At 61.0% G+C, this 19,594-nt stretch carries 18 protein-coding genes and 2 pseudogenes; 4 read left to right on the top strand and 16 right to left on the bottom strand.

The annotated features are described in order from the left end of the window. Nucleotide 1: 1 nt before the first annotated feature. From arnF to AB4N33_RS07675, 8 genes and pseudogenes are all read right to left on the bottom strand, one after another. Nucleotides 2-397 (bottom strand): 4-amino-4-deoxy-L-arabinose-phosphoundecaprenol flippase subunit ArnF, encoded by a 396-nt coding sequence (arnF, locus tag AB4N33_RS07710; protein WP_460125246.1) that lies wholly within the window; start codon nt 395-397, stop codon nt 2-4. Continuing rightward, nucleotides 394-732 (bottom strand): 4-amino-4-deoxy-L-arabinose-phosphoundecaprenol flippase subunit ArnE, encoded by a 339-nt coding sequence (gene arnE, locus AB4N33_RS07705; RefSeq protein ID WP_476456901.1) that lies wholly within the window; start codon nt 730-732, stop codon nt 394-396. The genes arnF and arnE overlap by 4 nt, the downstream gene beginning before the upstream one ends. Next, entirely contained in the window at nt 729-2,378 is a 1,650-nt protein-coding gene (gene arnT / locus AB4N33_RS07700; RefSeq protein ID WP_476456900.1) for a lipid IV(A) 4-amino-4-deoxy-L-arabinosyltransferase, read from the bottom strand. The genes arnE and arnT overlap by 4 nt, the downstream gene beginning before the upstream one ends. Beyond that, nucleotides 2,375-3,259 (bottom strand): 4-deoxy-4-formamido-L-arabinose-phosphoundecaprenol deformylase, encoded by an 885-nt coding sequence (gene arnD / locus AB4N33_RS07695; protein WP_460125238.1) that lies wholly within the window; start codon nt 3,257-3,259, stop codon nt 2,375-2,377. Before arnD ends, arnT begins: the two co-directional genes overlap by 4 nt. Continuing rightward, nucleotides 3,259-5,249 (bottom strand): annotated as a pseudogene (gene arnA / locus AB4N33_RS07690) (bifunctional UDP-4-amino-4-deoxy-L-arabinose formyltransferase/UDP-glucuronic acid oxidase ArnA). The gene arnD and the pseudogene arnA overlap by 1 nt, the downstream one beginning before the upstream one ends. Next, nucleotides 5,246-6,265, bottom strand: coding sequence for an undecaprenyl-phosphate 4-deoxy-4-formamido-L-arabinose transferase (arnC, locus tag AB4N33_RS07685; RefSeq protein WP_476456899.1), 1,020 nt, complete (start codon nt 6,263-6,265; stop codon nt 5,246-5,248). Before arnC ends, arnA begins: the two are co-directional and overlap by 4 nt. Beyond that, entirely contained in the window at nt 6,262-7,410 is a 1,149-nt protein-coding gene (gene arnB, locus AB4N33_RS07680) for a UDP-4-amino-4-deoxy-L-arabinose aminotransferase (RefSeq protein ID WP_476456898.1), read from the bottom strand. Before arnB ends, arnC begins: the two co-directional genes overlap by 4 nt. A gap of 609 nt (nt 7,411-8,019) precedes the next feature. Next, entirely contained in the window at nt 8,020-9,174 is a 1,155-nt protein-coding gene (locus AB4N33_RS07675) for a MalY/PatB family protein (protein ID WP_476456897.1), read from the bottom strand. Between the two features lie 168 nt (nt 9,175-9,342). Between AB4N33_RS07675 and AB4N33_RS07670 the strand changes: the two genes are divergently transcribed. Beyond that, a complete protein-coding gene (locus AB4N33_RS07670) occupies nt 9,343-10,434 on the top strand; it encodes an AI-2E family transporter (protein ID WP_476456896.1) in 1,092 nt (363 codons plus the stop codon). 18 nt (nt 10,435-10,452) lie between these two features. Here AB4N33_RS07670 and AB4N33_RS07665 read toward each other — a convergent pair whose 3' ends face one another. The 7 genes and pseudogenes from AB4N33_RS07665 to AB4N33_RS07635 form a co-directional block, all read right to left on the bottom strand. Continuing rightward, nucleotides 10,453-11,022, bottom strand: a complete 570-nt coding sequence (locus AB4N33_RS07665) for an NAD(P)-dependent oxidoreductase (RefSeq protein WP_476456895.1) — start codon at nt 11,020-11,022, stop codon at nt 10,453-10,455. A gap of 117 nt (nt 11,023-11,139) precedes the next feature. Beyond that, complete coding sequence (locus tag AB4N33_RS07660; protein ID WP_476456894.1) at nt 11,140-11,520, bottom strand: hypothetical protein; 381 nt, start codon at nt 11,518-11,520, stop codon at nt 11,140-11,142. Beyond that, entirely contained in the window at nt 11,472-11,666 is a 195-nt protein-coding gene (locus AB4N33_RS07655; protein ID WP_460125217.1) for a hypothetical protein, read from the bottom strand. Before AB4N33_RS07655 ends, AB4N33_RS07660 begins: the two co-directional genes overlap by 49 nt. A 224-nt stretch (nt 11,667-11,890) precedes the next feature. Continuing rightward, nucleotides 11,891-12,310, bottom strand: coding sequence for a phage infection protein (locus AB4N33_RS07650; protein WP_460126706.1), 420 nt, complete (start codon nt 12,308-12,310; stop codon nt 11,891-11,893). Nucleotides 12,311-12,331: 21 nt separating this feature from the next. Next, nucleotides 12,332-12,529, bottom strand: a pseudogene (locus tag AB4N33_RS07645) (hypothetical protein); the annotation flags it as partial. Nucleotides 12,530-12,925: 396 nt separating this feature from the next. Further along, entirely contained in the window at nt 12,926-13,429 is a 504-nt protein-coding gene (locus AB4N33_RS07640; RefSeq protein WP_460125215.1) for a copper chaperone PCu(A)C, read from the bottom strand. Further along, complete coding sequence (locus AB4N33_RS07635) at nt 13,429-14,034, bottom strand: SCO family protein (RefSeq protein WP_368558313.1); 606 nt, start codon at nt 14,032-14,034, stop codon at nt 13,429-13,431. The genes AB4N33_RS07640 and AB4N33_RS07635 overlap by 1 nt, the downstream gene beginning before the upstream one ends. A 407-nt stretch (nt 14,035-14,441) precedes the next feature. Between AB4N33_RS07635 and AB4N33_RS07630 the strand changes: the two genes are divergently transcribed. Beyond that, on the top strand, nt 14,442-15,464 hold the full coding sequence (locus AB4N33_RS07630; protein WP_476456893.1) for a methyl-accepting chemotaxis protein: 1,023 nt from the start codon (nt 14,442-14,444) through the stop codon (nt 15,462-15,464). 150 nt (nt 15,465-15,614) lie between these two features. On the opposite strand, the gene AB4N33_RS07625 is transcribed toward AB4N33_RS07630, so the two are convergent. Further along, nucleotides 15,615-16,358 carry an SDR family NAD(P)-dependent oxidoreductase gene (locus tag AB4N33_RS07625; protein ID WP_476456892.1) on the bottom strand — a complete coding sequence of 248 codons (744 nt, stop codon included), beginning with the start codon at nt 16,356-16,358 and terminating at the stop codon, nt 15,615-15,617. A gap of 271 nt (nt 16,359-16,629) precedes the next feature. On the opposite strand from AB4N33_RS07625, the gene AB4N33_RS07620 reads away from it, so the two are divergent. Further along, nucleotides 16,630-17,322, top strand: coding sequence for a tRNA (adenine(22)-N(1))-methyltransferase (locus AB4N33_RS07620; RefSeq protein ID WP_476456891.1), 693 nt, complete (start codon nt 16,630-16,632; stop codon nt 17,320-17,322). 183 nt (nt 17,323-17,505) lie between these two features. Next, complete coding sequence (locus AB4N33_RS07615) at nt 17,506-19,557, top strand: 2Fe-2S iron-sulfur cluster-binding protein (protein ID WP_476456890.1); 2,052 nt, start codon at nt 17,506-17,508, stop codon at nt 19,555-19,557. Nucleotides 19,558-19,594: the final 37 nt, after the last annotated feature.

Raw genomic sequence — 19,594 nt, 5'->3', positions numbered from 1 at the left:
ATCACTCCTGAGTTTCTGGCGCGTGAGCGGGTCGAGAATTGATGGTGATGACGCCGAGGATGACCAGCATCACCCCGAGGCTTTTTGTAAGGCTGAACCCTTCGTTGAATACCGGCAGCGTGGCCGCCAGCAGGTACACCAGGGCGTAGCTGATGCTCAACAGCGAATAGGCGCGGCCCAACGGAAGGTCTCGCAAAGCGGCGAGCCAACAGAGCATCGACAGGGCGTAGGCAAAAATGGCGGCCAGCACTACGGCCACCGCATTCGGTGCAATGGCGGCGGTCATCCAGCCTTCGGGAGACGGCAGACGCGTCATGCTCCAGCGCATGCCCAGTTGCGCGACGCTCACCAGCAGTACGCTGGCGAGGGCGAAAAACAGACCATGGCGCGGCTTCATGCGTGCAATCCCAGAAGCGTCACACCGGCTATCACCAGCGCCACGCCTAGCCAGTGCCGGCGGTCGATGCGTTCATCGAAGACAAAACGGGCGATCAGAGTGATCAGGACAAAATTCAGGCTCAGCATCGGGTAGGCAATACTGACTTCAAGCCGCTGCAACACCAGCAACCACAGAATCAACCCCGCGCCCATTGCGCTGAGTGCCAGCCAGATCCACGGCGTGCGCAGCTTGAAAGCCAGCCCCTTTGACGCTCCGCGCCAGCTTTCCACGGCGCATTTCTGGGCCACCTGGCCCAGGCAGGTCAGCAGGCAGGCTACCAGCAGCAGACTCATGATGCCTCCCGAGGAAAGACCAGAATCACCAGGTTGCCTCGCTCATAACGTTTGCCATCCTTGGGCAGGCGTTCGATTTCACCCAGTTCATCCTCTCCCTTGACCCGCATCAACACGCCCACGGAACCACGCTGGCGGGCGTCGTGCAGCCACTGTTGCACGCGGTCGGGGTCGACGCGCTGGTGTGCGCCGTCAGGATAGGCGAGGCCATATTTCAGTTCGCCTATCGTGTTGTAGAGTGCGACGTCCGGGCGTTTCAGGCGCCAGGCCAGCGCTGATGCAGCGCCCAGGTCATTACTCAACAGGGAGGTGGACTGGCCAAGCTCATCGACATGTTCGAGGACGAACTGGTCAGGCGTCTTGTTCGCCACCACCGACTCAGGCAGCGCAGCCGGCAGCAAACCGATCAACAGCAAACTGCCAATGGCCGGTGCCGCCCAGCATTGCAGAGGCCGAAAGGCTTGCAGCAAGTTGGCCATGATCCAGCCGATCAGCCCGATGAACACCAGCACCAGGCTGTGCAGTTCGTGGTCGTACACCGGTTTTTTCAGTTGCACGTAAACCAGGGCGAGCAGGGTGATGACGCCCAGCAGCAGGTTGAACAGCCCATTGATGCCCAGCGCCCGCCCTTGTTCCAGGCGCAAGCGGTCGGCCAGGGAGTGGCCCAGCAACAGTGCCAGCGGCAGCAGGCACGGGAAGATGTACGTTGGCAATTTGCCCTTGCTCAGGCTGAAAAACAGCAGCGGCATCAATAGCCACAGCAGCAGGAACGCGACAGGCGCCTGCTGGCGGGTTTGCCAGGCCTGGCGCAAGGCCGGTGGCAGCATGCCGATCCACGGCAGGCTGAACGCAATCAGCAACGGCAGGTAATACCACCACGGCGCATCATGCTGCGCATCGTCACCGGCGAAACGGCGAATGTGTTCATGCCAGAAGAAGAACCGCCAGTAATCGGGCTCCTGGGCGTGCACCGCCAAGGCCCACGGCAGGCTCACGATGATGGCCACGGCTATCGCCAATGGGCCGTAGATCAGCAGTTCGCGCCAGCGCTTTTGCCAGAGCATCCACGGCAGGATGATCAGCACCGGCAGCAGCCAGGCGAGGAACCCCTTGGTCATGAAGCCCATGCCACACGCCAGCCCCACAACGATCCAACCGATCAGGCGCTGGACACGACCCATACTGTCCAACGCGAACCACAACGCGACCAGGCTCAGGTTGACCCAGAATGTGAACTGGGGATCGAGATTGGCATAGCCGGCTTGGCCCCCAACCACCGTGAAACTCATGTACAGCAACGCACAGGCGAAACTCTTGCGTGGTTCGCGCCATAGACGATGTGCGATCAGGTAGCACAGCAGCACGCTGAGGGTGCAAGTCAGGGCCGACACGAAACGCACGCCAAACAGGTTATGGCCGAAAATCGCCTGACTCAGGGCGATCATCCAGTAGCCGGCAATCGGCTTTTCGAAGTAGCGCAGGCCCATGAAATGAGGCGACACCCAATCACCGCTCAGCAACATGCCTTGGCTGATCTGGGCGTAACGGGTTTCGTCGGGAATCCAAAGGCCGTGGCTGGCCAGCGGCAGCAAGTAAGCCAGCAAGCAAACAACCAGCAACAACGGGAGTGTCCAGCGTGTGCTCATGCGCCTTGCACTCCCAGCCAGCCTTCTCGCCCTGCCAGTACACCGCGCGACACACGGCCAACCGGTAAGGTGCCCGGGTTGGCGGGCAGCAAGTCGCCCAAGGGACAGAATTGGATGTGTCGTTGGCGCGCGGCGGCCAGCAGTTGCCGAAAGTCGTCAGCCATCACAATGCCTTCTACTTCGGCGTGAATCGTGTAGACGTTGAGGTTGTCCGCCGTAAAGCGGTCGAGGATGAACGCATTGAAACCCTCGACGGCGACGGTTGACCCCACCACTTCATCGAAGGTTGGCAAGTCGACCGGAATCTGCGGCGTGCCAAGGCTGCCGTTGGGCAGTTTGGGTTGAAACAGCCGATGCCCCCGACAGTCGCTGTTGTAGCGAAAGCCAAAGGCTTGCTTCGCCTCGATCACACGCTCGTCCGCACGCCAACCGGCGGCGGCCGAACAGGTAATACGTTCCCCGAGAATGTCGCTCAGGCTGTCCACGCCCTGGCGAATCTGCTCGATCAGTTGCACGTTGCTCCAACGCCCGGCATTGGCCTGCCAACCGTGGTGATCCCAGGCATGCAGGCCCACTTCATGACCTGCGTCCCGCGCCCGACGCATCAGGTGCCCCAGGTCACGGCCAATCGGCTTGCCCGGCCACGCAGTGCCGGCCAGCAGGATGTCCCATCCATACAGCCCGGCGGCGTTGGAACGCAGCATTTTCCAGAGAAACTGCGGACGTATCAGGCGCCACAAGTGCCGCCCCATGTTGTCCGGACCCACACTGAAAAAGAACGTCGCCTTGACCTGTGCCTCATCGAGCATTTCCAACAGGCGCGGCACGCCCTCGCGGGTGCCACGGTAGGTGTCGACGTCGATGCGAAGACCCGCCTGCATCAACGCTTGTCCGCGATTTCGAGCATGGCTTCACGCAGGAAGAAATCCAGCGTATTGCCGATCGTTTCGCTCATCTGCACCGACGGTGCCCAGTCCAGCAGGCGCTTGGCGTTATCAATGCTGGGCTTGCGGTGGGAGACGTCCTGGTAGCCGTTGCCGTAGAAGGCCTTGCTTTCGACCTCGCGAAAGCCGGCAAACGGTGGGAAGTTATGGCGCAGGGGGTGAGCTTCGAATTGCCGTAGCAACTCCTCGCCCAACTGGCGAATGCTGGCTTCGTTGTCCGGATTGCCGATGTTGATGACCTGGCCATTGCAGATGTCGTTCTGGTTGTCGACGATCCGTGCCAGAGCTTCCACGCCGTCAGCGATGTCGGTGAAGCAGCGCTTCTGCTCGCCGCCGTCGAACAGGCGAATCGGCGTGCCTTCCACCAGGTTGAGGATCAATTGGGTGATTGCCCGCGAGCTGCCGATGCGCGCCGAGTCGAGGCGGTCCAGGCGCGGGCCCATCCAGTTGAACGGGCGGAACAGGGTGAAATTCAGGCCTTTCTGGCCGTAGGCCCAGATCACCCGGTCAAGCAATTGCTTGGACGTGGAGTAGATCCAACGTTGCTTGTTGATGGGCCCGACCACCAGGTTGGAGGTGTCTTCGTCGAATTTGTCGTCCTGGCACATGCCATAGACTTCCGACGTAGATGGGAAGATCACCCGCTTGTTGTACTTGACGCAGTAGCGCACCAGCTTGAGGTTTTCTTCGAAGTCCAGCTCGAATACCCGCAGCGGATTGCGCGTGTATTCGATAGGCGTGGCGATGGCCACCAGCGGCAGGACCACGTCGCACTTCTTGATGTGGTACTCGATCCATTCGGAGTGAATGCTGATGTCGCCTTCCACGAAATGGAAATTGGGGTGGCTGCGCAGCCGTTCGATGGCGTCGCAGCCGATGTCCAGGCCGTAGATCTCATAGCGGTCATCGCGCAACAAACGTTCGGACAAATGATTGCCGATGAAGCCGTTGACGCCGAGGATCAGCACCCGCGTGCGTCGCGGTGCACGGCCGCTTTCGGCACCGCGCAACACCGAGCCCTCCACCAGCCCGAGTTCGCCGGCCAGTTGCGGCCCACTCAGGTACAGGCCGTTGTCGTTGCGCTGGCCGGCATGGATCACCAGGGAGTCCTCGCCACAGGCGATGCGCAGCGGGTCGACGCTGATGACCCGGCCCGGCGCCTGGCCGGCGTTGCCTTTGGTGACGTCCGCGCTCCAGACAATCAGCTTGTGTTCGCCCACGGCGCAGAACGCCCCCGGATACGGTTGCGTTACTGCTCGCACCAGGTTGAACAGTTCTTGGGCCGGTTTTTCCAGAACAACTGGCCGTCAGCCGGGGAACGACGACCGTACACGGTGGCTTGTGTTTCATCCTGAGGGGTTTCGCTAACCCTTCCTGCCAACAACGCTGGCAGGGTGTCGCGCAGCAGGTCTGCCGCCGCCACCCGCAGCTTGGCGTGCAGGCTCAATGCGGTGTCGCTGCGCTCAATGGCCACGCGTTGCTGGGCAACGATCGCGCCGGCATCGGCCCGTTTGACCATGCGGTGCAGGGTCACGCCGGTTTCACTTTCGCCGTTGACCAGCACCCAGTTGGCCGGGGCGCGACCGCGATAACGTGGCAGCAGCGAACCGTGCAGGTTGAAGGCGCCTTTACCCGCCGTGGCCAGGAGGGGTTCGCCCAGCAGGTTGCGGTAGTAGAACGAGAAAAGGTAATCCGGGGCGAGTTGGTTGATGCGCTCGATCCACAGGGGATGGTTGACGTCTTCCGGCGCGTGCACCGAAATACCCTTGCGCGCGCACAGTTGTGCCACCGAGGCATAGAAGGTGTTTTCCCCGGGATCGTCGGCGTGGGTGAACACGGCAGCAATCTCGTAACCGGTATCGAGCAGGGCTTCGATGCCGGCACAGCCGATATCGTGATAGGCGAAGACAACAGCTTTTGCGCTCATGGATGAACCTGATCGGGAGAAAGGGAAGGGAGGCCGTCGACGGTGACCCCCGCCACAGGGGCGGCGGGTTGGCTGCGCAGAACTTTTTCGATGAAGAAACGCGGGCGGGCGCGCACATCGCTGTACATGCGCCCCAGGTATTCGCCCAAAAGGCCCATGCCGATGAACTGGCCACCGGTGAATACGAACAGCACGGCAAACAGCACGAACGTGCCGTCGCCCGCCCAACCGGCGCCGAACACCAGGCGCAGGACAATCAGCGCAGCGGCAAACGCCAGGCCGAGTCCCGCCATGGCGAAGCCCACAATGCTCAGCAGGCGCAGCGGCGTGGTGGTCATGCACGTGATCAGGTCGAACATCAGGTTGACCAGCCGCATCGGGCTGTACTTGGATTCGCCGTGCTCGCGTTCGGCATGGGTCACCAGTATTTCCGTGGTGTGACGGGCGAAGCTGTTGGCGAGGATCGGGATGAAGGTGCTGCGCTCACGGCAAGCGAGCATGGCCTCGACGATCGAGCGACGGTAGGCCCGCAGCATGCAGCCGTAGTCGGTCATCGCCACGCCGGTAGAGCGTTGCACGGCGAGGTTGATCAGTTTCGACGGCCAGCGCCTCAGGGCCGAGTCCTGGCGGTTGCTGCGAACCGTGGCCACGACGTCATAACCGAGCTCGGCCTGGGCGACGAGGCGCGGGATTTCCTCCGGCGGGTTTTGCAGGTCGGCGTCGAGGGTAATGACGACATCGCCCTTGCATTGCTCGAAACCGGCCATGATTGCCGCGTGCTGGCCGTAGTTGCGGTTGAGGATCACCGCCACCACCGGGCTGCACTCGCGGCTGGCAGCTTCCTCGAGGATTTGGGCCGATTGGTCGCGACTGCCGTCGTCGACCATGACGATTTCATAGTCATGATGCAGTTGCCGGCACGCCGCTTCGGTACGTCTGAGCAGCTCAGGCAGGCTGTCCTGTTCGTTGTAGACCGGGATGACAATCGACACGCATCGGATCGGGTACGGTTTCACAGGTGGGCATCCAGTGTTTGTTCAATGGCACTGACCACGCGATCGATATCGCGGGTGGTCATGTCGGGGAACAACGGGATCGAGCACAGCCGCGCGGAGTTCCACTCGGTGTTGGGCAGGGAGACGTTGGGGAATCGCTGGCGGTAGTAGGTGTGCAGGTGGGTGGCGATAAAGTGGATGCCGGTGCCGATGTTCCGCGCCTGCAGGGCTTTCATGAAGGCTTCGCGGTCCAGCCCACAGCGTTCGGCGTCGATACGCAGGATGAACAGGTGCCAGGCATGCTGCTGCGCATACGCCGGCACGGTCAGCGGCTGCACTGGGGAACCTTCCAGTCGCTGCAGATAGGTTTTTGCCAGCGCTGCGCGCTTGAGGTTGATCTCTTCCAGGCGCTCCAGTTGCACCAGGGCGATGGCGGCGTTGATGTCGGCCAGGTTGTACTTGAACCCAGGCTCAATGACCTGGGCCTGTGGCTTGCGGCCGTGGGTCATGCGGTCGTAGGCGTCGACGCCCAGACCATGAAACTTGAGCATGCGCACGCGGTTGGCCAGGGCTTCGTCGTCGGTGACGAACATCGCGCCTTCGGCGCAGGTCATGTTCTTGATCGCGTGGAACGAGAAAATCGCGGTGCCCTGTGCGCCGACAGGCCGATTCTTGTAACGGGTGCCGGCGGCGTGGGCCGCGTCTTCGATAACGCAAATGCCGTGTTTGTCGGCCAAGGCGTAGAGCGGATCGAGATCGAACGCGGCGCCAGCGTAATGCACCGGGATGATTGCCCGGGTACGTGGCGTGATGGCCGCTTCGATGTGCTCGACGTTGCTCATCAGCGTGTCACGATCAACATCGACAAACACTGGCGTGGCGCCCAACAGGCAGATCATGTTGGCGGTGGAGACCCAGGTCTGGGACGGCGTGATGACTTCATCACCGGGGCCGATGCCCAGGGCCAGTAATGTGACGTGCATGGCACCGGTGGCCGAGGACAACGCTACGGCGTGCCGACACCCGACATAGTGGGCGAAGTGTTCTTCAAGTTGCTGGTTCTTCGGCCCGGTAGTAATCCAGCCGGAACGCAGGACTTGTTCTACGGCGGCTATTTCCTCATCACCGATACTGGGTCGGGAGAAGGGCAGAAAAACTTCATCCATGGAAAACCTCAGGGCGTAAGAATTCCTTCGGCTAAAGTGCCGAAATAAATAAAGTGCTACGAACAATCCGCCCGGAGGGCAGGCCATGCGCCTGTCCAAGGGTTATCGGTAAGACTGAGGTTAGGCGTTTTTTTGTGAAAGAAACATCAAAAAGCGGTTGGAGAATCGTCTTTCTGAACGTTATTAAGCGAATGTTCAGACTTTGCTCGTTAAACCAGAAAAGTCCTACGGAAGTTACCCGCCTTATATAAAAAATATTTCAGTTGTTAGTTGGTTTATATCCAATCAAACGAAAAACATACCACTGACACCTGACACTCTGCGGCGCTCTCCGGCTCATCGCGGGCAAGCCCGCTCCTACAGGGAGGTGGTCATCTGTAGGAGCGAGCTTGCTCGCGATGGAGGTCAACGATGACGCGGGCCACCTGACACTCCGCGGCGCTCACCGGCTCATCGCGGGCAAGCCCGCTCCTACAAGGGATGTGGGCATTTGTAGGAGCGAGCATGCTCGCGATGGAGCTCAACGATGACGCTGGGCACCTGACACTCCGTGGCGTTCTCCGGGGCATCGCGGGCAAGCCCGCTCCTACAGTGGGATTGAGGGGGCTGTCAGCGCAACCGCTGGATCAGGCTGCGCTCCATCCGCGCAATACCTTCTTCGAGCAACGCACGCGGACAGCCGAAATTCAGGCGGACGAACTGCTGATGGTCGTCGCCGAAGTCCAGGCCCGGGCTCAAGCCGACCCTGGCCTGTTCGAGGAAGAATTGTTGTGGGTTCTCAAGACCTAGTGCCGAGCAATCCAGCCAGGCCAGGTACGTGCTCTGCGGCGCGTTCAGGCTGACGCCCGGCAGGCGAGTGCGAACGGCGTTGACCAGGTAATCACGGTTGGCTTGCAGGTACTCGCGCAGCTCGGCGAGCCACGGGCCGCCTTCGCTGTAAGCCACGCGTGTGGCTTCCATGCCCAGGGGGTTGACGCTGTCGACCATGCCACAACGGGCGTGGTTGACCCGTTCACGCAGGGTGCAGTCCTGGATGATCATGAACGAAGTTTTCAGACCGGCAATGTTGTAGGCCTTGCTCGCCGACATCAGGGTTATTGTGCGCCGCGCCACTTCCGGGCTCAGCGAGGCGGTCGGAATGTGTTTGCGCCCGTCGAAGCACAGTTCGGCGTGGATTTCGTCAGAGATGATCCAGGCATCCTGCGCCACGCAGATGTCAGCGACCGCTTGCAGTTCTTCCCGTGGGAACGCCTTGCCCAGGGGATTGTGCGGATTGCTCAGTAACAGGGCGCCGCCCCCGGCAAGCGACTGGCGCAAGGTGGCGAGCGGCGTGCTGTAGGTGCCGTCCGCCTGGGCATCGAAACTCAGTTCGACCTTGTTCAACCCCCAATGGGTCGGTGCGTGACGCAGCGGTGGGTAGTTGGGTACCTGTACGACGACGTTCTGTTGCGGTTGAACCAGGGCGTGCAAGGCCATGTTGAACCCCGACTCCACGCCCGGCAGGAAGATCAGTTCATGCGGCGCGACCCGCCAAGCGTATTTGTTCCAGAGATCTTCGACGATGGCATGGCGCAAGTCATCCTGGGCCACGCTGTAGCCGAGCAAAGGGTGTTCCAGGCGTTTTTGCAGGGCCTGGACGATCACCGGCGGCGCAGCGAAGTCCATGTCGGCGACCCACATCGGCAACACGTCGGCTGGGTAACGACTCCACTTCGTGCTGCCTGTGTGGTGACGGTCGAACACCTGATCAAAATCGAAAGTCATGCTCATCTCATAAAGGGCCGGGGTTAATTCGGCAGACATGATAAGCGTCAATGTTTGCGGGGGCGAGGGCGGTGTAACAGGTGGAGGGCCGAGCGGCGCAAACCGGTCCTGACGTCTATGCTGGGCAAACCATCCCGTAGCGTTGCGTCGCCCCACCAGGAGAGAGCCATGGAGCCCACGATCTTCAATGAAAAAACGATGACACGCACGTTGCTGGATGTGTTGATCCGGGCCGGGCTGATTGTGGTGCTGGTGCTGTTTTGCTTCGATATCTTCAGCCCGTTCCGCGACCTGATGCTGTGGTCGCTGATTCTGGGAATCACCCTATATCCGCTGCAAAAGCGTCTGCGTGGGCCTCTGGGGCACAATGATGGGCGAATTGCGACGCTGATCATCGTTGCCGCGATCGTGATCCTGATGGTGCCGGTCTACCTGCTAGGCATATCGATTGCCGACTCGGTCACCCGGGCCATCGACGTGGTCAAGGCGGATACCTTTCGCATTCCGCCGCCCGCCGAGTCTGTAGCCAGCTGGCCTTTGATCGGCCGGCAGTTGTCCGCCTTGTGGCTGGATGCCTCAACCAATCTGCCTGATCTCGCTGCCAAATACCTGCCGCAAATCAAGGTTGCCAGCCTGACCGTGCTGAGCAAACTCGCGGGTGTCGGCATGGGGTTCCTGGTCTTTATCTTCGCCCTGATCATTGCCGGCATCTTCATGGCCCATGGCGAATCGGGCAGCCGCAGCGCGGTGCAGATCGCTTCGCGAGTCAGCAGCCCGGAGCGCGGCCCGAAAATCGCAGCGCTGTGCACCGCAACCATTCGCGCCGTAGCACTCGGTGTCGTGGGCATCGCGTTTATCCAGATGCTGCTGGTGGGCCTCGGATTTGTTTTCCAGGGCGTCCCCGGAGCAGGTTTGCTCGCCTTGGCGGTGCTGTTGCTGGGCATCATGCAATTGCCGGTGACGCTGATAACCTTGCCGGTGATCGCTTATGTGTTCGCCACCGACGGTGCCAGCACCGGGACCATCGTCTTCGCCATCTATGTGTTCGTCGCCGGGCTGGTGGACAACGTACTCAAGCCCCTGTTACTGGGGCGCGGTGTCGATGTGCCGATGCCGGTGGTACTGATCGGGGCGCTCGGCGGCATGGTGACCAGCGGCATCATCGGGCTGTTCATCGGCCCGGTCGTGCTGGCAGTGGGGTATCAATTGTTCTGGCAGTGGGTGCAGGACGAGCCCAAGGCCGCTCCACCCGGCATTTGAGGGCAGGGGTTCAGTCCTTCATCGGTAGCTGTATGGCGTTTGACCATTGGCCATCGCGTCCTGCAGGTCATCGGTGGCCAGTTTCATGGCATTGGCACTCGAAGCCTTGTGACCCAGGCGCCAGGTGTTACGTGCGATCAAGTCAAACAGCGGTTGCACGCGATCGATCGCCTCCTGAGGCCCACCGACCAACACGTTGAGCTGGCCGGCGGCCGCCACATCCGGGCAGCCCATGACTGGAGCCGCGATGTAGTCGATGCCTTGCGCGGTGTGCAGAGTAACCAGTTCATCGGCGAAGGTTACAGCGATGCTGGACAGGTTGACGTGAATACGCGGTCCCCTGACCTGAGCCAGCAGCCCGGAATCGAGTAACACCGTGCGTAGGGCATTATCGTTTGCGAGCATGCTGAAGACCACGTCGGCGTCGAACGCTTGCGCGGCAGTGATGGCGTCCTTTGCGCCCATCGCAACCATATTCAGCACCGCTTGCGGCGAGCGGTTCCAGACCCATAGGTCATGACCGCCTTTAATCAGGTTAGCGGCAATCTCCTGACCCATGCGGCCCAAACCCAGAAAACCGATTTTCATCAGTTGTGTTCCTTTTCTCACGAATTGTCCGGACGGGCGCTGACGCTGTGTGCTGTCCGATTGCGTTAAAACAAAGCCCGGAAACCCGGGCTTGAGGCAGTGCAAAGGGGCTCGCTGTTAGTAACGCTGGTATTTCGAACCGAACTCCGGGCGGTTTTCGGCAACGATCACGTTTTTTTGCACGGAGTTCTGTGCGACCCGCTCACGCAGTTCCTGGAGGCGATCGGCGCCACCCTCGGCCACACGACGTTCGATCAGGCGATCCGAGCCGCCCTCGGCCACACGACGTTCGATCAGGCGATCCGAGCCGCCCTCGGCCACACGACGTTCGATCAGGCGATCCGAGCCGCCTTCGGCCACACGACGCTCGATCAGGCGATCGGAACCACCTTCGGCCACACGACGCTCGATCAGACGATCCGAGCCGCCCTCGGCCACACGCCGTTCGATCAAACGATCAGAGCCACCTTCGGCGACGCGTTCACGCAGTTCCTGCAAACGGTCTGCCCCCCTTCGACCAACAGCTGGGTCTGGGTGTACGACGCGACGTTCGCAGTGTTGGCCGAGGCCAGATTCGACAGACCCAGGCCACCCACGAGTGCCAGGCCGATTGCGAGAGAGGAAACTTTCGAGAAATTGATCATGATGATGCTCCGTGCGTTTGATTTGAGTGAGCCGGTAGCTGCTGCTATCCGGTGAACACAGTTAAACGCTCGGGTGTATCGTCGATGTGTGCTTGAACGCTGCGAAGTCGAGGTCTGCGTATCTGTCGGGGGTTCATATACAGACAGATACAAATAGATGAGAAACCGCCACCGTGGGGTGGCGGTTTCAGGGGGAGTGGTGCGTGCCAGGCACCGTCTTGCGGTTACTGTTCGTTGAACTGGTCGGAGTAACTACCTTCATTCATGAGCGCGGACGCCACACGGTCCGAGCCAATACCGTTGCGGGAATACGCGAGACGGGCTGCGCCGACGTGGTCAGCGCCATCGGCAGCGAGCCTGTTGGCACCGACTTTGTCAGCGCCGTCGGCAGCAAGCCTGTTGGCGCCGACTTTGTCAGCGCCGTCGGCCGCAAGCCTGTTCGCGCCGACTTTGTCAGCGCCGTCGGCCGCAAGCCTGTTGGCACCGACTTTGTCAGCGCCGTCGGCCGCAAGCCTGTTCGCGCCGACTTTGTCAGCGCCGTCGGCCGCAAGCCTGTTCGCGCCGACTTTGTCAGCGCCGTCAGCGGCGAGTCTGTTCGCGCCGACTTTGTCAGCGCCATCGGCAGCAAGCCTGTTGGCACCCACTTTGTCAGCGCCGTCAGCGGCGAGTCTGTTGGCCCCGACCTTGTCAGCGCCGTCAGCGGCGAGTCTGTTGGCCCCGACTTTGTCAGCGCCATCGGCCGCAAGCCTGTTCGCGCCGACTTTGTCAGCGCCGTCAGCGGCGAGTCTGTTGGCCCCGACTTTGTCAGCGCCGTCAGCAGCGAGTTTGTTGGCGCCGACTTTATCAGCGCCATCCGCCGCCACTGCTCCCGCGCCCACATGATCCGCGCCGTCCGAGGCCAGCGCTCGCGTCTCTGCAGCCCAGGCGCCCGGTATCGTCACCGTAGCCGAGACAACCAAAACCACGCCTGAAAGAAATGTATATTTCATGGTGTTCTCCACGATCCATCAGCCACAAAGCGCTTGAGCACGCCGGTCGTTAGCGACACGGGCTGCTGGCTGGTTACGTTGGCGATAGGCACGGGTACGCCTGGCGGTGCACGGGTGCCGACGTGCTGCATGTAAACGAGAAAGAAAACCAGATGAGTATAGGCTGTCAGGCAAAAGGCGGGGGGATTGCGGGCAACTTCCAGATCAAGGGCGTTTCCGGTGTCGATTGAAGAGGCGGGCGCTGTTACTCGCTGCCCGCCTCTGGATGAATCAATGCATCTTGCTGTGATCCATTTTGCTGTGATCCATCATGTTCAGCGCACGTGCCGGGGCGTCAACGTTGATCACTTCCTTTTCACCGTTCGCGTGCTGGACGGTCAGCACCAGCGGCACCTTGTCGCCTTCTTTGACCTGGGCGACCAGGTCCATCAGCATGACATGGTAACTGTCAGTGTTGAACGCCACGGCTTTGCCAGCGGGCAGCTCGACGGACTCGACCTGTTGCATGCTCATCACGTCGTTTTTCATGCTCGATTGATGAATCTGCACGGTTTTCGCCACTGGCGATTGTGCGCTGATCAATTTGCCGTCACTGCTCGCCGTGATCGTCATGAAGGCACCAGTGGAAGGTTGTCCGGCCACCGTCGCGCGAACCCAGGCGTCATCGACCTGGGTCTGGGCGCTGGCGTAACCGGCCAGGCCGAGCATCGACAGGCCCAGCGCCAGGCGTCCCAGGCGTGCGCAAAAGCGCGGTTTAAAGGCGTTCGAGTTCATCAGCAGACCTCCATGACGGTCAGTAAGTCTTCCGTACACTCTTGTGCCGAAAGCGAATGGGACAAGCCGACGCGCAGGTTGCCCCGGGTGTCATAAACGAAGCTGGTCGCAGTATGGGAAATGGTGTACGTGGAACCGCTTGGCACCTTTTCGTAGAACACCTCGAATTCCTTGGCTGTCTTCGCCGTTTCCTCCAGCGTTCCGTGGAGCGCGACAAACGACGGGTCGAAGGTCTTGACGTAGGCGTCGAGCATTTCCGGGGTATCGCGCTCGGGGTCCAGGGTAATGAAGACCACCTGGAGCAAATCACCGTCCTTACCCATCAGCTTCTTGATTTGCGCCGCGCGGGCCAGCGTAGTCGGGCAGACGGCGGGGCATTGGGTGAAACCGAAGAAAATCATCGGCATCATGCCGCGAAAACTGGTCAGCGTCGTGGGATTGCCTTGGGAGTCTTTCAGCTTGAAGGTCCGCCCGAGAATCTTGTCGCTCAGATCCTTGCCGTATTTGTACGACAGGCGGACGCTGTTGTCGCAGCCTGTGAGCAGGCCCAGACCGAGTAAACCGATTCCTGCAACCACCTTGCGGCGGGTCAACAAAACACTCATTTCTACAGCCTTTCTGAATAGCCCAGTCCAGGGGCTCGTAGCGGATGATTGGCGCGGGCACGAGGCGCAACGCTGCGTGCGGGTCAAACCGGGTGAATTCTACCGTTTTTCAACGCGGGCAATCGCTTGCGGCAAGCCGTCACAGACCGGTTGATCACCCTGAAAACGGGTGTTGCGCGGTGTTTGTGCGGCGTACTGTCGCAGGTCTTTTTCGCCTGTTGCACATCCGTCCCAAAAACCTGCCTGGATGGCCCCGTGGGCCCTTGCCTGAATCGAATCAGCTGATCTAGAGTCAGCACATAATTTCAGAGTGCCACCACCGATGAGTGGCGCCGTAAGAAAACGACAACATTGCTTCGATTCAATAAGGCTGCCGCCGACTAACAACTCTTTGAAGCACAAAGAAAATGATCGAACCAGAACGAATTGTCACGCTGTCGCGGGAAGTCGAGGCGCTGGCAAACCGTGGCATCAGCGATATCCAGATGATCACCCGACAGACCCGCTTGCTTGCCATCAATGCGTTGATCGAAGCCGCACACGCCGGCAAGGCCGGGCAGGGCTTCGCGGTGGTGGCAGAGGAGGTCAAGGTCATCTCCGAACGCATTTCGAAAATCGCCGGCACCATGACCGAAAACCTGCAAGCGTCCGTCAACGAGTTGACCGCGCTGGGCGAAGGCATGTGCTTTGACGTACGTGGGCAGCGGCTGGCGGACTTGTCGCTGAACATGATCGAGATCATGGATCGCAACCTCTATGAGCGAACCTGCGATGTTCGCTGGTGGGCCACTGATGCCTCACTGGTCGATGCCCTCAAGTCGGCTGACGAGCAAAACCGTGCCTACGCTTGTGAGCGACTGGGCATCATCCTCGACAGTTACACGGTTTATCTGGACATCTGGCTCGCGGACACTCGAGGGCGTGTCATCGCTACCGGACGTTCTTCGGTTTATGACAAGGCAATGGGGGCCAACGTCAGCGAAGCACCCTGGTTCAAAATGGCGCTGAAGCACAGTCGCAGTGATCAATATGATGCGGGCAATGTCTGTGTCGAGCCGCTGCTCAACGGCGCCCAGACGTGCGCCTTCAGCGCGGCCGTGCGCCATCAGGGCTCGGTGACCGGCGTGATCGGCATTTTTTTCGATTGGGAAAACCAGGCCAGGTCGATCATCAACGGCGTGCGCCTGACCGACGAAGAACGCTCGCGCAGTTGTGTGATGCTGGTCGATGCCGGCAACAATGTCCTGGCCAGTTCCAACCCGCAGGCTGCGCTGGGCCAACGCATTGCGCTGATGACCAGGGCAGGCCAAACCAGCGGGTACAGTGTCCAGCTCAACAACAGTTTGCAGGGTTATTCGCTCACACCCGGCTTCGAAACCTATCCGGGCATGGGCTGGTATGGCGTCATCGAGCAGCAATTGCCCGAATAGTCCTGTGGGCGCGAGGGTACACATATCCCTGTAGGAGCGGGCTTGCCCGCGATGGTCGTCAACGATGACACGGGGTTGTCTGATACCCAGTGGTGTCTGGGCCACCATCGTCGGAACGCCGCCCGGAGCAAGCTCACTCCTACAGGAAGATCAGCGCACGGTGTAGCCTTTGTCCACCACCCAGTCCTGGCCATACACGCTTCGGGCGCCGTTGCTCAGTTGGAACAGGATGACATCGGCCACGGACCCCGCTTCCAGGAATTCGCCACCCAGCAGGCGCTTGTTGACCTGGGTGGCGACGTTGGCCAGGTCTTGGTGAGCCAGGCCCAGTGTTGACCAGATCGGCGTCGCGGTAGGGCCAGGGGAAACCATATTGATGCGGATCCCCTGGGGCGCCAGCTCTACAGCCAGTGTACGAGCATGGGCCTGCAGGGCTGCCTTGGAGGCGATGTAGGCGGCCAGTCCCGGGAATGTAATGCCCGTGAGAAACGTGGTGATGAAGACCACCGACGCCGGGCTGGCCAGGTGTCCGCGAAGGTGGCTCAGGGTGTTCAACGCCCCGGCGCCATTGACCGCCCATTGGCGATCGAAGGCTTGCAGGTCCAGGCAGTCCGCCAGTTCGGCGATACCGGCATTTGGTACCAGGTAATGGACCGGACCCTGGCGCGACGCGTGCTGCGCCAATTGCTCGAGGTCTTCTGCCTTGGTCACGTCGCCAGATACCCAGGTCAGTTGCCCGGCAAAGTGGCGAGCCAGTTCTTCCAACCCTCCCATTTTCCGTGACATGGCCAGCACTCGAGCACCTTGGGCCAGAAGACGGGCCGTCACGGCCAGGCCTATGCCGGAACTGGCACCGGTGACGACAGCCAGGCGTCCTTCGAAATCATTACTCATCGCTGTTTATCCTGAATGAACTTGAATGGGTTTGCGTACATACCCGGTAATTCAAAATGTGGGCCAGTTGTCAGATGCCCGTAATACGGGGGTTCCAGTGCGCATGAGGTCTTTATGACTGCAAGAATCGGCGGTGATAAAGACCCTGTGCAGTCATTAAGACGCGCCTTCGCGGGTGAGCATGACAGTTGAAATGCACAGCGATGCCCGACAAAATCGCGCGCCGGTCTGGCAGAGCGGGCCAGCCATTCAAAAGCAAAGAGAGATGCCGTTGAACCAACAGACCTTGTCCAGGCGCCTTGAACGGGTGGCGGCCCATGTGCCCGCCGATGCGCGCCTGGCCGATATCGGTTCGGATCACGCTTACTTGCCGGTGGCGCTCCTGCACCGTGGCGCCATTACGGCCGCGGTGGCTGGCGAGGTGGCCTTGACACCATTTCGCGCGGCCGAACGCACGGTGCGCGAAAACGATCTGGAACAGTCCATCAGCGTGCGCCTGGCCAATGGCCTGGCGGCGATCCAACCCGCTGACGCCATCACTGCCATCAGCCTGTGCGGCATGGGCGGTGAAACCATCCGCGACATCCTCGACAGCGGCAAGGCCTGCCTGAGCGGCCACGAGCGCCTCATCCTGCAACCCAACGGCGGCGAACAACCCTTGCGTCAGTGGCTGATGAGCAACGGTTACCGCATCCTGTTGGAGGAGGTGCTGCGCGAAAATCGCTTCGATTACGAAATCATCGTGGCCGAGCGCGGCGACCCGGTGCATTACAGCGCCGAGCAACTGTACTTCGGCCCGGTGCAGATGCAGGTCCGCAGCCCGGCGTTCCTTGCCAAGTGGCAACGTCTGCTGCGAGAGCGTCAGCGAACCCTGGCAAGTTTCTCCCGGGCGCGCAATGTGCCCGAGCAGAAGGTGCAGGACATCGCCCGACAAGTCCGTTGGATTAGCGAACTGCTGGCCTGAGTGTTGCCGCCGCTCCACCGTCTGCCTGGCACCATTTCATCTGGTGAAATAGTGGATTGCATTCTGTGCGCATTCCGCCGGCAACGCTTGAAGCGGAAGATGAGCGCTCACGACGAGCCCTGCTTCAATGGGTAGCTCAGAGCCCTGATCGAAGCCGCTGACGCCAGCGCGAGGAGACCCCCGATGGACGAAGTCTCGAAAGCCCCATCTTCCCCCTGGCATGAGGGTGAGCTGACCTTGCAGCGCGCCGTCGGCGCCATCGACATGATGGTGGGCGTTGGACAGCGGCAACTGGCGCGTACGTGGATGCCGGACCAACATCGTGATTTCTACGCGCAACTGCCTTTCGTAGTGCTGGGCGCCGTGGACCGACAGGGTGACGTCTGGGCGACCATGCGCACAGGCCAGCCGGGTTTCATGAATTCCCCGACACCTCCCATCCTGACCATCAACTTGCAACCGCAGCCCAACGACCCGGCGCAGGAAGGCATGCAGGTGGGCGATGCCATCGGCATGCTCGGCATCGAGTTGCACACTCGCCGGCGCAACCGCATGAACGGCAACATTTTGCGTGAACTGGGCGAGGGCATCGAGATCGGCGTCACCCAGGCGTACGGTAATTGCCCGCGTTACATCAACCTGCGCCAGTATGCCTTTGTCGACGAGGTCAAGGACACGGTGGTCGAGGTTTCTGTAGTAGACCCGCAGGTACGCCGCATGATCACTGGCGCGGATTCCTTTTATGTCGCCACCTACGTAGAGCGTGATGGCCAGCATCAGGTCGATGCCTCCCATCGCGGCGGCAAGCCGGGTTTTGTAAGAATGGAAGAGGATGGCACGCTGACCATACCTGATTTCAACGGCAACCTCTTTTTCAACACGTTGGGCAACATTCTGCTCAATCCTCGTGCCGGGCTGCTGTTCGTCGACTTCCAGAGCGGCGACCTGCTTCAAATGAGCGGTACAGCGCAAGTGCTGCTGGATGATCCCGAGATTGCCGCGTTCCAGGGGGCTGAGCGCCTGTGGCGGTTCAAGCCGCAACGCATTGTCTACCGTCAGGCTGCGATCCCGTTGCGCTGGGTGGAGGAGGACGAGGGGGAGTCACCCAACTCCCTGATGACCGGCAGTTGGGAGCAGGTTGCCGAGCGTTTGCAGGCCGACGCGTTACGCAACCACTGGCGGCCCCTGCGCGTTGCGCACATCGTCGACGAGAGCCCAAGCATTCGCTCGTTCTACCTGGAGCCCAACGATGGCCTGGGTTTGCCCGGGTTTGCGCCGGGGCAACACTTGCCCATCCGCATTGCACTGGAAGGGCAGCAGGCGCCCTCGATTCGCACCTACAGCGTGTCCAGCGCCTCCTCGGATGAATTCCTGCGCATCAGCGTCAAGCGCGACGGCCTGATCTCCTCGCATCTGCATGATCGCGTTCAGGTCGGCGACTGGATCGAGGCGCGAGCGCCCCAAGGGCATTTCACCGTCCAGGCTGCAGAACGCCGGCCATTGGTACTGCTGGCGGCGGGTGTCGGCATCACGCCACTGTTGTCGATGCTGCGCGAAGTGGTTTACCAGGGCAAACGGATGGGCCGCATGCGCCGGACCTGGCTGGTGCAGAGCAGCCGGACCGTGAGTGACCTGGCGTTTCGTGAAGAGATCGACGCACTGGTGGAGCAGGCCGCGGACGGGGTCGAGGTGGTGCGGGTCGTCAGCCAACCGCCCATCGACGGTGATGGCGAGGACTATGACGTGGCGGGCAGGATCGATGTCGAACTGCTCAAGGCCTTGTTGCCCCTCGATGACTATGACTTCTACCTGTGCGGCCCGGGCAGTTTTACCCAGGCGCTGTACGACGGCCTGCGCAAATTGCGTATTCAGGACGATCGCATCCACGCGGAAACCTTTGGACCGTCGACGCTCAAGCGCGATGTGCAAATCAGCGTGCCGGCGCCGCCGCAGGTGCCCATGGCCACCGAGTCGGTGAGAGTGCTGTTTTCCACCTCCGGCAAGGAAGCGCGCTGGGAGCCGGGCACCGGCACGCTGCTGGAACTGGCCGAAGCCCGTGGCCTTAACCCGGATTTCAGTTGCCGCGGAGGCTCGTGCGGCACCTGCAAAACCAAACTGAGCGGCGGCCAGGTGCATTACCTCAACACCCCGGACCTGGGCCTGGCGGCGGATGAAGTGCTGATCTGCTGCTCGGTCCCGGCAGAGGGCAGCGAAACCCTGATCCTGGATATCTAGCCCCTGTAGGAGCGAGCTTGCTCGCGAGGCGTTGTGT

It is taken from the genome of Pseudomonas sp. S1_E05, assembly GCF_056337105.1.
This window is presented reverse-complemented; position numbering and strand designations above follow the sequence as displayed.